At 72.2% G+C, this 13,034-nt stretch carries 16 protein-coding genes; 10 read left to right on the forward strand and 6 right to left on the reverse strand.

The window, feature by feature from the left end; genetic code table 11:
• Positions 1-9: 9 nt before the first annotated feature.
• The 3 genes from ACN269_RS27930 to ACN269_RS27940 all read left to right on the forward strand — a co-directional run bounded on the left by ACN269_RS27930 (position 10) and on the right by ACN269_RS27940 (position 2,823).
• The gene (locus tag ACN269_RS27930; RefSeq protein ID WP_007456912.1) at positions 10-228 is read left to right on the forward strand and encodes a DUF3039 domain-containing protein; all 219 of its coding nucleotides are present in this window, start codon (positions 10-12) and stop codon (positions 226-228) included.
• 40 nt (positions 229-268) lie between these two features.
• Complete coding sequence (locus tag ACN269_RS27935) at positions 269-910, forward strand: trimeric intracellular cation channel family protein (protein WP_421475225.1); 642 nt, start codon at positions 269-271, stop codon at positions 908-910.
• Positions 911-1,089: 179 nt separating this feature from the next.
• On the forward strand, positions 1,090-2,823 hold the full coding sequence (locus ACN269_RS27940; protein ID WP_421475226.1) for a DEAD/DEAH box helicase: 1,734 nt from the start codon (positions 1,090-1,092) through the stop codon (positions 2,821-2,823).
• Between the two features lie 286 nt (positions 2,824-3,109).
• Here the strand turns inward: ACN269_RS27940 and ACN269_RS27945 are convergent, their stop codons facing one another.
• Complete coding sequence (locus ACN269_RS27945; RefSeq protein ID WP_355234582.1) at positions 3,110-3,343, reverse strand: DUF7455 domain-containing protein; 234 nt, start codon at positions 3,341-3,343, stop codon at positions 3,110-3,112.
• 245 nt (positions 3,344-3,588) lie between these two features.
• On the reverse strand, positions 3,589-5,214 hold the full coding sequence (locus ACN269_RS27950) for an RNA polymerase sigma factor (RefSeq protein ID WP_421475227.1): 1,626 nt from the start codon (positions 5,212-5,214) through the stop codon (positions 3,589-3,591).
• 290 nt (positions 5,215-5,504) lie between these two features.
• On the opposite strand from ACN269_RS27950, the gene ACN269_RS27955 reads away from it, so the two are divergent.
• Entirely contained in the window at positions 5,505-6,326 is an 822-nt protein-coding gene (locus ACN269_RS27955) for an inositol monophosphatase family protein (protein WP_421475228.1), read from the forward strand.
• 36 nt (positions 6,327-6,362) lie between these two features.
• Here the strand turns inward: ACN269_RS27955 and ACN269_RS27960 are convergent, their stop codons facing one another.
• A complete protein-coding gene (locus ACN269_RS27960; protein WP_421476604.1) occupies positions 6,363-6,881 on the reverse strand; it encodes a LytR C-terminal domain-containing protein in 519 nt (172 codons plus the stop codon).
• 435 nt (positions 6,882-7,316) lie between these two features.
• Between ACN269_RS27960 and ACN269_RS27965 the strand changes: the two genes are divergently transcribed.
• Both ACN269_RS27965 and ACN269_RS27970 read left to right on the forward strand, forming a co-directional pair.
• The gene (locus ACN269_RS27965; protein WP_007075406.1) at positions 7,317-7,613 is read left to right on the forward strand and encodes a DUF4193 domain-containing protein; all 297 of its coding nucleotides are present in this window, start codon (positions 7,317-7,319) and stop codon (positions 7,611-7,613) included.
• 120 nt (positions 7,614-7,733) lie between these two features.
• Positions 7,734-8,531: a hypothetical protein gene (locus tag ACN269_RS27970; RefSeq protein WP_421475229.1), complete on the forward strand. Its 798-nt coding sequence runs from the start codon at positions 7,734-7,736 to the stop codon at positions 8,529-8,531.
• Positions 8,532-8,550: 19 nt separating this feature from the next.
• Here ACN269_RS27970 and ACN269_RS27975 read toward each other — a convergent pair whose 3' ends face one another.
• On the reverse strand, positions 8,551-9,084 hold the full coding sequence (locus tag ACN269_RS27975; RefSeq protein WP_421475230.1) for a DUF3093 domain-containing protein: 534 nt from the start codon (positions 9,082-9,084) through the stop codon (positions 8,551-8,553).
• A gap of 85 nt (positions 9,085-9,169) precedes the next feature.
• Between ACN269_RS27975 and dut the strand changes: the two genes are divergently transcribed.
• The 4 genes from dut (at position 9,170) to ACN269_RS27995 (ending at position 11,549) form a co-directional block, all read left to right on the forward strand.
• Positions 9,170-9,667, forward strand: coding sequence for a dUTP diphosphatase (gene dut, locus ACN269_RS27980; RefSeq protein ID WP_421475231.1), 498 nt, complete (start codon positions 9,170-9,172; stop codon positions 9,665-9,667).
• A gap of 25 nt (positions 9,668-9,692) precedes the next feature.
• Positions 9,693-10,343 carry a DUF3710 domain-containing protein gene (locus ACN269_RS27985; protein WP_421475232.1) on the forward strand — a complete coding sequence of 217 codons (651 nt, stop codon included), beginning with the start codon at positions 9,693-9,695 and terminating at the stop codon, positions 10,341-10,343.
• A 116-nt stretch (positions 10,344-10,459) separates the two neighbouring features.
• Positions 10,460-10,840 (forward strand): OB-fold nucleic acid binding domain-containing protein, encoded by a 381-nt coding sequence (locus ACN269_RS27990; RefSeq protein WP_421475233.1) that lies wholly within the window; start codon positions 10,460-10,462, stop codon positions 10,838-10,840.
• A 25-nt stretch (positions 10,841-10,865) separates the two neighbouring features.
• Positions 10,866-11,549, forward strand: a complete 684-nt coding sequence (locus ACN269_RS27995) for a DUF3159 domain-containing protein (RefSeq protein WP_421475234.1) — start codon at positions 10,866-10,868, stop codon at positions 11,547-11,549.
• Between the two features lie 24 nt (positions 11,550-11,573).
• On the opposite strand, the gene ACN269_RS28000 is transcribed toward ACN269_RS27995, so the two are convergent.
• Positions 11,574-12,263, reverse strand: coding sequence for a potassium channel family protein (locus ACN269_RS28000; protein WP_355053285.1), 690 nt, complete (start codon positions 12,261-12,263; stop codon positions 11,574-11,576).
• Positions 12,264-12,266: 3 nt separating this feature from the next.
• The gene (locus ACN269_RS28005) at positions 12,267-12,932 is read right to left on the reverse strand and encodes a potassium channel family protein (protein WP_421475235.1); all 666 of its coding nucleotides are present in this window, start codon (positions 12,930-12,932) and stop codon (positions 12,267-12,269) included.
• Positions 12,933-13,034: the final 102 nt, after the last annotated feature.

Here is a 13,034-nt window from a genome sequence, read left to right on the forward strand (position 1 = left end):
GGTGCAGACGTGAGCACAGAGGTTCTCGAGCGTCCGGAGCTGAAGGACGCCGACACCGGTCCGGAGATGTTCCACTACGTCCGCAAGGAGAAGATCGCCGAGAGTGCCGTCATGGGCACCTTCGTCGTGGCGCTCTGCGGCGAGACCTTCCCGGTCACCAAGGCGGCCAAGCCGGGCTCCCCGGTCTGCCCCAAGTGCAAGGAGATCTACGACTCGTACCGGGAGTGAACCCCGGCCGGTCCTCCGGCCGGCGACGTAGCCTGCGGCGGTGACCACCTCCACCGCCCTGCTCCTCGCCGACCTGACCGGTGTCGCGGTGTTCGCCGCCTCCGGGGCCTCGGCCGCGGTGGCGAAACGGCTCGACCTCTTCGGTGTCGCGTTCGTCGGCTTCGTGGCCGCGCTCGGCGGCGGCATCTTCCGCGACCTCGTCATCGACGAGGTGCCGCCGCTGGCCTTCGCCGACTGGCGGTACGCCACGACCGCCGCGATCACCGCGGTCGCCGTGTTCTGGCTGCACCCGCAACTCGCCCGGCTGCGCACCACCGTGCTGGTGCTCGACGCGGCCGGCCTCGCGCTGTTCACCGTGACCGGCACGCTCAAGGCGCTCGACGCCCGGGTGCCGGCCGTCGGCGCCTGCCTGATCGGCATGCTGACCGCGATCGGCGGCGGGCTCGGCCGGGACCTGCTCACCGCGGAGATCCCCGTGGTGCTGCGCCGGGAGATCTACGCGGTGGCCGCGCTGGCCGGCTCGGTGGTGGTGGCACTGCTGTACCTGACCGACCAGACCGGTCCGGTGCCGCTCACCGCAGCTGCCGTCGGGGTGTTCGGGTTACGCCTGGTCGCGCTGCGCCGCCGCTGGTCCGCCCCGGTGGCGACGGTGCGGCCGCCGCGCACCGGCGACCCCTGGTGACGCCCGTCCCGCCGCTGTCGCGGATGTGACCAGCGTGGCGTCGCCTGGGCCTGCGGGCGCGCGCTGGTTATGCTGAGTCGGCCTTCGCGGCAGCTACTGCGCGGAGGCGTTTTCATGGGCGGCGGTACTCGTGGCCCTCGCCCGGTGTCCGCCCTCGTGCGGTCGGAGAGGAGCTTCGCGTGGCAGCCCGGACGCCGGTGCTCGAGACGTTCCCGGCACTGCGTGCCTGGCAGCGCAAGGCGCTGGTGGAGTACCTGCGCCGGCGTACCGACGACTTCACCGCGGTCGCCACCCCGGGCGCCGGCAAGACCACCTTCGCCCTGCGCATCGCCGCCGAACTGCTCGCCGACGGCACCGTCGAGGCGGTCACCGTGGTGGCCCCCACCGAGCACCTGAAGACCCAGTGGGCCGAGGCCGCGGCCCGGGTGGGCATCCAACTCGACGCCGCGTTCCGCAACGCCGACGTGCACTCCGCCGCCGACTTCCACGGTGCGGTGATCACCTACGCCCAGGTCGGCATGGCCCCGCAGGTGCACCGGCGCCGCACGATGACCCGGCGCACCCTGGTCATCCTCGACGAGATCCACCACGCCGGCGACTCCCGTACCTGGGGCGACGGGGTCAAGGCCGCCTTCGAGCCGGCCGTCCGCCGGCTGATGCTCACCGGCACGCCGTTCCGCTCCGACGACAACCCGATCCCGTTCGTCGAGTACGAGAGGGGCGGTGACGGGCTGCTGCGCTCGCGCGCCGACTCGGTGTACGGCTACGCCGACGCACTGCGTGACGGGGTCGTCCGGCCGGTGCTCTTCCTCGCGTACTCGGGGGAGACCCGCTGGCGTACCAACGCCGGGGACGAGCTGGCGGCCCGCCTCGGCGAGCCGATGACCCAGGACCTGGTGGCGCAGGCGTGGCGTACCGCCCTGGACCCGGCGGGGGACTGGATGCCGCAGGTGCTGCGGGCCGCCGACGCCCGACTCACCGTGCTGCGCAACGCGGGGATGCCCGACGCCGGTGGCCTGATCATCGCCACCGACCAGCAGACCGCGCGCTCGTACGCCAAGCTGATCGAGCAGGTGACCGGTGAGAAGGCCGCCGTGGTCCTCTCCGACGACCAGGGCGCCTCCGCGCGGATCGCGACGTTCGCGGCGTCCGACCAGCGGTGGCTGGTCGCGGTGCGGATGGTGTCCGAGGGCGTCGACATCCCCCGGCTCGCCGTCGGCGTCTATGCCACCAGCGCCAGCACGCCGCTCTACTTCGCCCAGGCGATCGGCCGGTTCGTGCGGGCCCGCCGCCCCGGCGAGACCGCCTCGGTCTTCCTGCCCAGCGTGCCGCACCTGCTCGGCCTGGCCAGCGAAATGGAGAACGAGCGGGACCACGTCCTGGGCAAGCCCAAGGAGTCCGACGGCCTCGACGACGACCTGCTGGAACGCGCGCAGCGCGACGACCAGGCGAGCGGGGAGTTGGAGAAGCGGTTCGCCGCGCTCTCGGCCACCGCCGAACTGGATCAGGTGATCTTCGACGGCGCGTCCTTCGGGACCGCCGCCCAGGCCGGTACGCCCGAGGAGGAGGAGTACCTCGGCCTGCCCGGTCTGCTCACCGCCGACCAGGTCTCCCTGCTACTGACCAAACGGCAGGCGGACCAGCTCGCCGCCCAGCGCCGCCGGACGGCCGAGCGGACCGCTCAGCCGGCCGCTGCGCCGTCAGCGGCGCCGCCGGTACCCCTGAGTGCCGCCCAGCGTCGTGTGGCCCTCCGGCGTCAACTCAACGCTCTGGTGGCCGCCCGACACCACCGCACCGGCCAGCCGCACGGCAAGATCCACGCCGAGCTGCGCCGGCTCTGCGGTGGGCCGCCGAGCGCCCAGGCCACCATCGAGCAGCTCGAGGAACGCATAGCCACCGTGCAGACCCTCTGACCCCACGTACCCACGCACGCGACGAACGACCTCAGCACCCAGGCCCGGACGTACCCGCCACTAGCCGCACTCCAGGCACACGGACCCGCGGCCCGAGGGACGCGGAGGGCGCAGAGCGCTCAAGATCTGCGCAGCTTCGGGGATGTTGCTGCCTCTCGGGCGTCGGAACCAGCAACATCCCCGAAGTTGTGCAGATCATGGTGGCTGCCCGCTGGGTTGGGTAGGAAAAAGCCGACCGGAGGCACCCCGTGTGGGGTACCTCCGGTCGGCTATGTCGGTTGCGGACTTAGTTCGCCATCAGATCGGCGCCACGCCAGCTGAACTCGGGGTCCGTCGCGAACCGTACGGTGATCTTGACGAGATCCTCCGCGTACTTGTTCGCGTGGTGCCCACAGAACACCAACTCGCTCCCACCCGAGAGAGTGATCCGGAGCTTGCCGGCAGCATTGCAGCGGTCGCACCGTTCATCGGCGGCTGGGGGAGCCACCGTCTCGGGCGGCGGCGTGAGGGTCGGGGTCATCGCCTTCCTCCTCTGGTCGTCACCGATGAACAATCTCTTCGGTCGTTGCTCACCTATCGTGCAACACCCGTGCTGGGCCTTGCCTTCCCTGTGTGCCCGCGGGGGACCGAGGTCACACATGGCAGGGACAGTGTGCCGTGAACCCAGGGTGCCACGTCAACGATCACATTCGTGCATCCGGACGATCACCATCTGGCGTTGCACGCCAGGTGGTCAAAACGACACGTTCGGTTGACGAAACAGGCTCAGTCCAGGTAATCCCGGAGAACCTGTGACCGGGACGGGTGCCGGAGCTTGGACATCGTCTTGGACTCGATCTGACGGATCCGCTCCCGGGTCACCCCGTAGACCTGCCCGATCTCGTCCAGCGTCCGCGGCTGACCGTCGGTCAGGCCGAAGCGCAGCCGTACGACGCCCGCCTCCCGCTCGGAGAGCGTCTGCAGCACCTGCTGGAGCTGGTCCTGCAGGAGCGAGAACGAGACGGCGTCGACGGCGACCACGGCCTCGGAGTCCTCGATGAAGTCACCGAGCTGGCTGTCGCCCTCGTCGCCGATGGTCTGGTCCAGCGAGATGGGCTCCCGAGCGTACTGCTGGATCTCCAGCACCTTCTCGGGTGTGATGTCCATCTCCTTGGCCAGCTCCTCCGGGGTGGGCTCGCGGCCCAGATCCTGGAGCAGCTCACGCTGTATGCGGCCGAGCTTGTTGATGACCTCGACCATGTGCACCGGGATACGGATGGTGCGGGCCTGGTCGGCCATGGCGCGGGTGATGGCCTGCCGGATCCACCAGGTGGCGTACGTGGAGAACTTGTAGCCCTTGGTGTAGTCGAACTTCTCCACCGCCCGGATGAGACCGAGGTTGCCCTCCTGGATCAGGTCGAGGAAGGCCATGCCGCGTCCCGTGTACCGCTTGGCCAGGGACACGACCAGACGGAGGTTCGCCTCGAGCAGGTGGTTCTTGGCGCGCTCACCGTCGCGGGAGATCCAGCCCAGGTCGCGGACCATCTCCCGGGCGAGCTTCTCCTCGCCCTCGTCGGCCGCGCGCAGCTGCTCGGCGGCGTAGAGCCCGGCCTCGATCCGCTTGGCGAGCTCCACCTCCTGCTCGGCGTTGAGCAGCGGGACCTTGCCGATCTGCTTCAGGTACGCCCGGACGGAGTCGGCGGAGGCGGTCAGCTCGGCGTCGCGCCGGGCCTGCTTGAGCGCCTCGGACTCCTCGTCGTCCCACTCGAAGTCGTTGTCGGTGGCCGACGCGGCGGCGTCGGTCTCGGCGGCCTGGGCCAGCTCGGCCGGCTCCTCGACCACCACGTCCTCGATGGTGGCGGCGAGTTCCTCCGGGTCGATCTCGCCCTCGGCGCCCTCGGCCCCCTCGCCCTTGGCCTTGCCGCCGGCCTTGACCGGCTTGGCGCCGGCCGCCGCGGCCACCGTGGCCTTGGTCGCGCGGGTGGACTTGGTCGCCTTGGCCGGCGCGGCTGCCGCGGCGGCGACCCCTGCGGTGCTGCCGGCGGCCTTACGTGCGGCCACCTTGCGCGGGGCGGGCGTCGTCGGCGCCTCGTCGGCGGCGGGCGCCTGCTTCGGGGCGGGCGCGGCGGCCTTCTTCGTCGTCTTGGCGGTGGTGGCTCGGGACGCGGGGGTCGTCGAGCGAGCTGCGGCGACCCGGCGGCGGGTGCTCGCCGAGCCGTCCACCACCACGGTCACTCCCGCCTCGGAGAGCGCCCGCAGGATCTTCTTGGCCTGGGCCGGAGTCACCTCGGCGGTCTCGACGGTGCGCGCGAGCTGAGCCGACGTGAGCTGACCGCCAGCGCTCTGCGCATGGGCGATCAGGGTGTCGGTGAGCGAGCGAACGTCGGCGCCGGGCTGGCGGGGTTCTGTCACGAATGACCTTCCGGAGGCGAAGAGCGGGCACGGCCGGGTCGTCCGGCACGGCGTGGGTCAACCGGGCCGGGCGATGTGGTTGAGGGACCCCCGTGTCCCGGGCCGGCCGGGGTCTCGGCGGTCCGTGGCGCGTGGGCAGGGGTGAATTGTAACGCCGTCTGCGGCGATCATCCTGCGCCGCACGGCGTAACGGCGGCGGGACCGCCGATTCGGCGCAGATGTGGACTTTGTAAGGATGATACTCGCGCACGGCCCGCAATGCCCCGGTCGTGCCGGAAGGGGACCCTGGAATGGACCGTTCGGCACCGCCACCGCGGGAATTGTTGGCGATCGCGATCGAGGTGGCGCGGGACGCCGCGGCGACCGCGTACCGGATGCGCGTCGAGGGCGTTTCCGTGGCGGCCACCAAGAGCACCGTCACCGACGTGGTCACGGCCGCCGACCGGGCCGTCGAGCGTCAGGTCCTCGACGCGCTGCGCCGGCTGCGACCGGGGGACGCGGTCCTCGGCGAGGAGTACGGCACGACGGACACCGGTCCGGTGGCGCCCGGCGGGGTGCGGTGGATCGTCGACCCGATCGACGGCACCGTGAACTACCTCTACGGGTTGCCGTACAGCGCGGTGTCGCTGGCCGCCGAGGTGGACGGCGCGGTGGTCGCCGGCGTGGTGCGCAACGTGCACACCGGTGAGGAGTGGACCGCGACGGCCGGTGGCGGGGCGTGGCGCGACGGCGTCCGGCTGCGCTGCTCGGCGGAGACCGACCTGGGCCAGGCGCTGGTCGGCACCGGGTTCGGCTACGACGCCGGCCGCCGGGCGCACCAGGCGTCGGTGGTGGCCGGGCTGATCGCCTCGGTACGTGACATCCGCCGCCTCGGCGCCGCCGCGCTGGACCTCTGCATGGTCGCGGAGGGGCGGCTGGACGCGTACTTCGAGAAGGGGTTGTCGGCCTGGGACCAGGCCGCCGGAGGTCTGATCGCCGCCGAGGCGGGCGCTCGGGTGGCCGGCCTGGCCGGCCGCCCGGCCGGCCCCGACCTGGTGATCGCGGCTCCGCCGGCCCTCTTCGCCGGGCTGCACGACCGGCTGGCCGCCCTGGACGCCTCCGGCGGCCCCTGACGCCGGTAGGCCGGCCCGGCCGTGCCGGTCAGGCCGTCACTTCTTCGGGGCGGGGGACGGGCAGGAGCCCGCCGGCGCGACGGGCGGGCCGAGGTCGCCGAGGGACTGGTTGACCTCGGTGGTGGTGGCGAGCTGCTGGAAGCCGTTGCCCAGCACCACGTCCACGGTGTCGTCGGTGCGCTTGGGGTCGTAGACCGGCTCGGCGTTGTTCAGGAAGTACGCCTTGAGCAGGTGGGCGGAGCTGACACCCTTGGGGCCGAACTTCAGCACGGCCACGTCGTCGATGCCCTTGGGCGCGTTGCCGACCTTCTTGACCTGGAACTTGCGGTTCCGGAAGTCGTCGGCGACCGCACCGGCCCGGCCCGGCTCGTCGGTCGCGTTCAGGACGTTGATCTTGACGTCCTTGGTCTCGTGCAGGGTGACGTCGGCCAGCGGCCAGCCGTCCGGGCAGCCGCCCGCCGCGCCGGCCTCGCTCTGGCTGTCCCGGACGATCGCGGTGATCACGAACGCCAGCGCCAGGACCCCCAGCAGGCCGACGACGACGAGTGCTCGCACTCGCGCAAAACTCATCTGGGCGCTCCCCGGAGCTGAGGTGGGTGGCGGCGGCCGCCCTCGATCGCACTGACCGCCGGCCGTCGAATACGCCGCTGAGGTTAACGGTTGTCCGGCCGTCGCGTGGAAACAGTCCGACATGCCGGCGCGCCGACCGTGAACCGGGTACTACTACCCCTATCTTCGTGTCGCCTGAATCACATTGGGAACAACTTCGCGTGCGGGGGCGTACATCTCAGCCACGAGGGCGGTATACATGCCTCGCCCAACGGGGGGTAAGGTTCCGCGCTCGCAGGGGAGTGGCCCCAGCGGTCCCGACCCGTACGGTCCCGCGGGTCGGGTGCCCGACACAAGTGGTTGCCGGCCAGCGGAACCGAAACAGCGTCGTCCGGCGTTACAACCGGAAGCGACAACATCGATATGGGAGAGTGACATCCGATGGCCACCGACTACGACGCCCCGCGTCGCGACGAGGTCGACCTCGGCGAGGACAGCCTGGAAGAGCTCAAGGCCCGGCGCGTCGACTCACAGTCGGGCGCGGTGGACGTCGACGAGGCCGAGGTCGCCGAGAGCTTCGAGCTGCCCGGTGCCGACCTGGCCGACGAGGAGCTCACTGTCAAGGTGCTACCGATGCAGCAGGACGAGTTCCGGTGTGCCCGCTGCTTCCTGGTCCACCATCGCAGCCAGCTGGCGGTCGAGCGCAACGGCGAGCTGATCTGCCGAGAGTGCGTCTGACACGCACGACACCGGCGGCGGCCTCCTGATCGGGGCCGCCGCTACCGGTGTAGGCGTGCGACGCCGGTGGGTACCTGCTTGACTCGTAGCGGGTAGCCACAGCACCGGGAGGTTCCACCCATGAGCGATCGAGGCGACACCACCGACGGCGGCGCGGACGACCTCGGCGCCACCGTCGCGGCGTTGACCGAGGACGACATCGCGCCGGCCCGGCGACGCCAACTGCTCACCCGGATGGTGTCCCAGGCCCGCAGCCGGGGCATCTCCGACCTGTTCAAGCCCCGTGCCGCGGTGCGCTGGATGGTCGACACGGTGGCCGAGATAGCTCCGCACGTGCCGGTGCGGGACCTGGACACCCTGCGTCGACACTTTCCCGGCCTGGACGACGCCGCCCTGGCCGAGCGACTGATCCGCAACGCCTCCCGCACCACTGCCGGGATCGGCGCGGCCGGCGGGGGAGTCGCCGCCGTCGAGTGGACGGTGGCGCCCACGCTGCTCTCCGCGCCCGTGCTGCTCGCCGCCGAGACGGTGGCGGTCGTGGCGGTGGAGCTGAAACTGATCGGTGAGCTGCACGAGATCCACGGCGTGTCGCTGCCCGGTGCCGGCGGCCAGCGGGCGGTGGCCCTGGTGCACTCCTGGGCCACTCAGCGCGGGGTCAACCCGATGGTGCCCGGCGTGGGCGTCGGCGCGGTGCTCGGCACCGCCGCCCGCAAGGAGATGCGGGACATGCTGCTGCGCCGCTTCGGGCGCAACCTCACCACCCTCGGGCCGTTCCTCACGGGCGCGGCGGTGGCCAGCTTCCTGAACCGCCGGGCCACCCGTCAGATGGCCGACCAGCTCCAGGCGGACCTGCGTCGTCGCGGCATCGCCCGGCCGGCACCACCGACGGCCCTGCCCGGCCCGCCCACGGGCACCTGAGCGGGCCCTGGGCGTCGCCTCAGCCCGGCTCGCCGGCCGTGGAGTCGGCGGGCCGGGCGGCGTCCCGCGCGGCCAGCAGCACCTCGGCCAACTCGACCGGACGCCTGCTGCTCACCACCCAGAACGGGGTCGGATCGGCCGGATCGTCGAGCACCACCTGCACGGCGCCGCTGATCCACGGCCGCTGCACCACGAAGGCGAGCGGGTCCGCGCCCACACCCAGCACCTCACGGCGACCGGAGGCGTCCAACGGGACCACGTCGGCCACGAAGCGAGCCGGCAGCCGGGCGTCGTCCACCCGCAGCTCACCGTCGACGACCGCCACCCTGATCCGGCCCAGCCACCACAGTCCGACGGCGGTGACCGGTAGCAGCACCGCGAAGGGCAGCCAGGCGCGGGCGCCGGAACCACCCATCCAGATCTCGACCGCCAGCAGCCCGGCGGCCACCAGGCTGATCAGCCACAGCCACCAGGGCAGGTCCAGCCGTTCGGCGTACGCCGGGCGGGCCGGAACCGCTGGCCGATCGGCGGACGGGGAGGGCGACATGCTCACTCCTGCGAGGGTACGGCGCACGACGGGCCGGCCAACCGGCAGGATGGCAGGGTCACCGGAGACAACCGGACCGAAGAGGGGACCCGTGACCGACGTCGTACCCGTGCCCGTACGGCTGCTCGATGCCGAGCTGCCGATGCCCACGTACGCCCATCCCGGCGATGCCGGGGCCGACCTGGTGGCCGCCGCGGACGTGGAGCTGCCGCCCGGCGGTCGGGCCCTGGTGCCCACCGGCGTGGCCGTCGCCCTGCCGGACGGCTACGTGGGCCTGGTCCACCCCCGGTCCGGCCTGGCGGCCAGGCTCGGCGTGACGGTGCTCAACGCGCCCGGTACGGTCGACGCCGGCTACCGGGGTGAGATCATGGTCAACCTGATCAACCATGATCGGGACACGCCCGCCAAGATCTCTCGCGGCGACCGGATCGCCCAGCTCGTGATCCAGCGGGTGGCACGGGCGCGGTTCGAGCCGGTGGCCGAGCTGCCCGGGTCCGCACGGGGGACCGGTGGGCACGGTTCGACCGGCGGGCACGCTCAGCTGGTGCCGTCGTCGGCCGGCGGGCAGACGGAAGAAGTGGCAGGGTGATCGTGAACAGCGGAGGGTGGGCGCAGTGATCTTCTCCCGAAAGCGGGCCGATGCCGGGCGGCACACCCGCGACGAGCGGGCCACCGAGGTCCTCGACGAGGGCGGCGCGGCGTCGGCGCTGGTGCGCGGGCCGTACGACATCTCCGAGGTCGACGACGAGGTGCAGCGGCTCGACCTGGGCAGCCTGCACATTCCGGCGGTCGCCGAGGTGGAGGTGCGGGTGCAGGCCGACCCGCAGGGCGTGATCCAGCAGGTCGTGCTGGTGCACGGGGACAACGCGTTGCAGCTCGGTGTCTTCGCCGCCCCCCGGTCCGAGGGGATCTGGGACGAGGTGCGCGAGGAGATCCGGCAGTCGCTGCTGCGGGACGGCGCCTCCGCGCAGGAGGTCGCCGGCGAGTACGGCACGGAGTTGCACGCCCAGGTGCGGACCCCGGACGGCCCGACCAACCTGCGGTTCGTCGGCGTCGACGGACCGCGCTGGATGGTCCGCGGCGTCTTCCAGGGCCCGGCGGCCACCGACCCGGCCAGCTCGGGTCCGCTCGCCGAGTGCCTGGAAGGCCTGGTGGTCGACCGTGGCCAGGAGGCGAAGCCGGTCCGCGAGCCGCTCCCGCTGCGACTGCCCCGCGAGATGGCCGACCAGGCCGAGGGCGCGTCCGGCGAGCCCCGCCAGGCCTGAACGACCACGTCCCGGCCCGCCGGAACCGGCTCCGTCGGCGTACGCTGGCGGGACGGTTCCGGCGTCGCCGGAGCCGGGCCGGTCCCGGCGAGCGTGGAGAGGGTGACGCGGAGGTCATGACGACCGACGAGAGCAAGGTGTCGCTGCGGCGCATCCTGCAACGGTTCACCGCCAGCGAGGCCGAGATCGACGCGCAGGAGCTGCGGCAGGAGAGCGCCGAGTGCGGGGGCGTCCTGGCCCAGCAGTGTGCCCGGGGCCAACTGGTCTCGGTCGCCGGCCGCCTGCGCACCGTCGTCTACACGCCCCGCACCAACCTGCCCACCCTCGAAGCCGACCTGTACGACGGCAGCGACGTCGTCACCCTGGTCTGGCTGGGGCGGCGGCACATCTCCGGGATCGAGCCGGGGCGGCACCTGACCGCTCGTGGCCGGGTGGCGATGCGCGACGACCGCAAGGTCATCTACAACCCGTACTACGAGCTGGATTCGCCGAAGTGACGGCGCCGCGAACGGAAGGCCGGCCATGACGACGGGACAGCACCGGGCGGCACAGCCGGAGATTCCTGCGGAGGACGACGAGGCACTGCCGACGATCGCCGAGCAGATGGCCGACCAGCTCGGCGGCTGGCGTGGGCTGGTCGAGTCGAGCATCCCGGTCGTCGTCTTCGTGGTCGCCAACATCATCGGTGACCTGCGGCCCGCCGTGATCGCCTCGGTGGCCGTCGCGCTGCTGATCGCCGGTCTGCGGCTGGCCCAGCGCCGGCCGATCCGGCACGCGGTCAACGGGCTGTTCGGCGTCGGCATCGGCGCCGCCATCGCGTGGCGCACCGGCGACGAGCGTGACTTCTACCTGCCCGGCATCCTCTACGGCATCGGCTACGGCGTCGCCCTGCTGATCTCGGCGGCCGTCCGACAGCCCCTGGTCGGTTGGATCTGGTCGGTGCTGGTCGCCAAGGGCCGCTCCGAATGGCGGACCGACCCGAAGCTGGTGCGCACCTTCACCCGGCTGACCGTGCTCTGGGGCGTGGTCTGGCTCGCCAAGGTGGGCGTGCAGGCCGGGCTCTACCTGGCCCACCAGGACACCGCGCTGGGCGTGGCCCGGCTGGCCCTGGGCTATCCGCCGTACGCGCTGTTGCTGCTCATCACCGTCTGGACGGTGCGCCGGGTCACCCGGGAGCCGCAGCCCACCCCGCTGCCCGGCGCCTGAGAGGGCCCGCGCCGCCGAGCCGGCTCAGCGTGAGCCGCGGGTCCGCTCGACGCTGTCCGGGCCGAGGATGACCGCGCGCACGTCGTCCTCCACCTCGGCCGTGCACACGAAGATCAGCTCGTCGCCGGCCTCGATGGGGTCGTCCGGGCTGGGCACCAGGACACGCTTGCCGCGCAGGATCGCCACCAGGGCGGAGTCGCGGGGCAGCGGCACCGCGTGTAGCGGCTGACCGACGTACGGGGCGGTCGGCGGCAGGGTGATCTCGACCAGGTTCGCCTCGCCCTGCCGGAAGGTCATGAGCCGGACCAGGTCGCCGACGGTGACCGCCTCCTCGACCAGGGCGGCCATCACCCGGGGCTTGCTCACCGCGACGTCGACGCCCCACTGCTCGGTGAAGAGCCACTCGTTCTCCGCCCGGTTGACCCGGGCGACCACGCGGGGCACCGCGAACTCGGTCTTGGCCAGCAGCGACAGCACCAGGTTGGTCTTGTCGTCGCCGGTGGCGGCGACCACCACGTCACAACCGGCGACGTTGGCCTCCTCCAGGCTGGCCACCTCGCACGCGTCGGCGAGCACCCACTCGGCGGCGGGCACCCGGTCCGGTCGGAGCATCTTCGGTTGACGCTCGATCAGCATCACCTGATGGCCGTTCTCGATCAGCTCCTGGGCGATCGAACGGCCCACGTTGCCGGCGCCGGCGATGGCGATCCGCATGGCTCAGTGCCCTCCTTCCGGCGGCGTCGCCGCCACCGCCGTGACCGTGGCCACGATGTCGTCGCTGACCAGCATGAACACCTGGTCACCCTCCTGCACGAGGGTGGACGCGGTGGGCAGCGTGCCGATGCCGAAGCGGATCAGGTAGGCCACCCGCGCGCCCGAGGCCTGCTCCAGCACGTGCACCCGGTGACCGATCCACTCGCGGTGCACCGGAACCTCGACGATCGACACGGTGCTGGTCGGGTCGCGGAAGATCTCCACGTTGCCCTCGGGCACGAGGTGCCGCAGCATCCGGTCGGCCGTCCAACGCACCGTCGCCACGGTGGGAATGCCGAGGCGCTCGTACACCTGCGCCCGGCGCTGGTCGTAGATCCGGGCCGCGACCCGGGACACGCCGAACGTCTCGCGGGCCAGGCGCGCCGAGATGATGTTGGAGTTGTCGCCGCTGGAGACCGCCGCGAAGGCGTCCGCCCGCTCGATGCCGGCCTGGCGCAGCACCTCGCCGTCGAAGCCGGCCCCCGTCACCGTGATCCCGGCGAAGTCGGGGCCGAGCCGGCGGAAGGCGTCGGCGTCCTGGTCGATCACCGCCACCGAGTGCCCCCGGGACTCCAGGCTGTGGGCGAGGGTCGACCCGACCCGCCCACATCCCATGATCACGACGTGCACGCTGTCCCTCCCAAGGTACGTACCATCCCCGCTGCCGGTGGTCTTCGAGTGCGAGCCTGCCACGTCACGGTCGGAAGCGGGGACCGACGGTACCCCGCCGCC

Origin of the sequence: Micromonospora sp. WMMD736, from assembly GCF_049179015.1 — a bacterium.
GTDB lineage: Bacteria > Actinomycetota > Actinomycetes > Mycobacteriales > Micromonosporaceae > Micromonospora.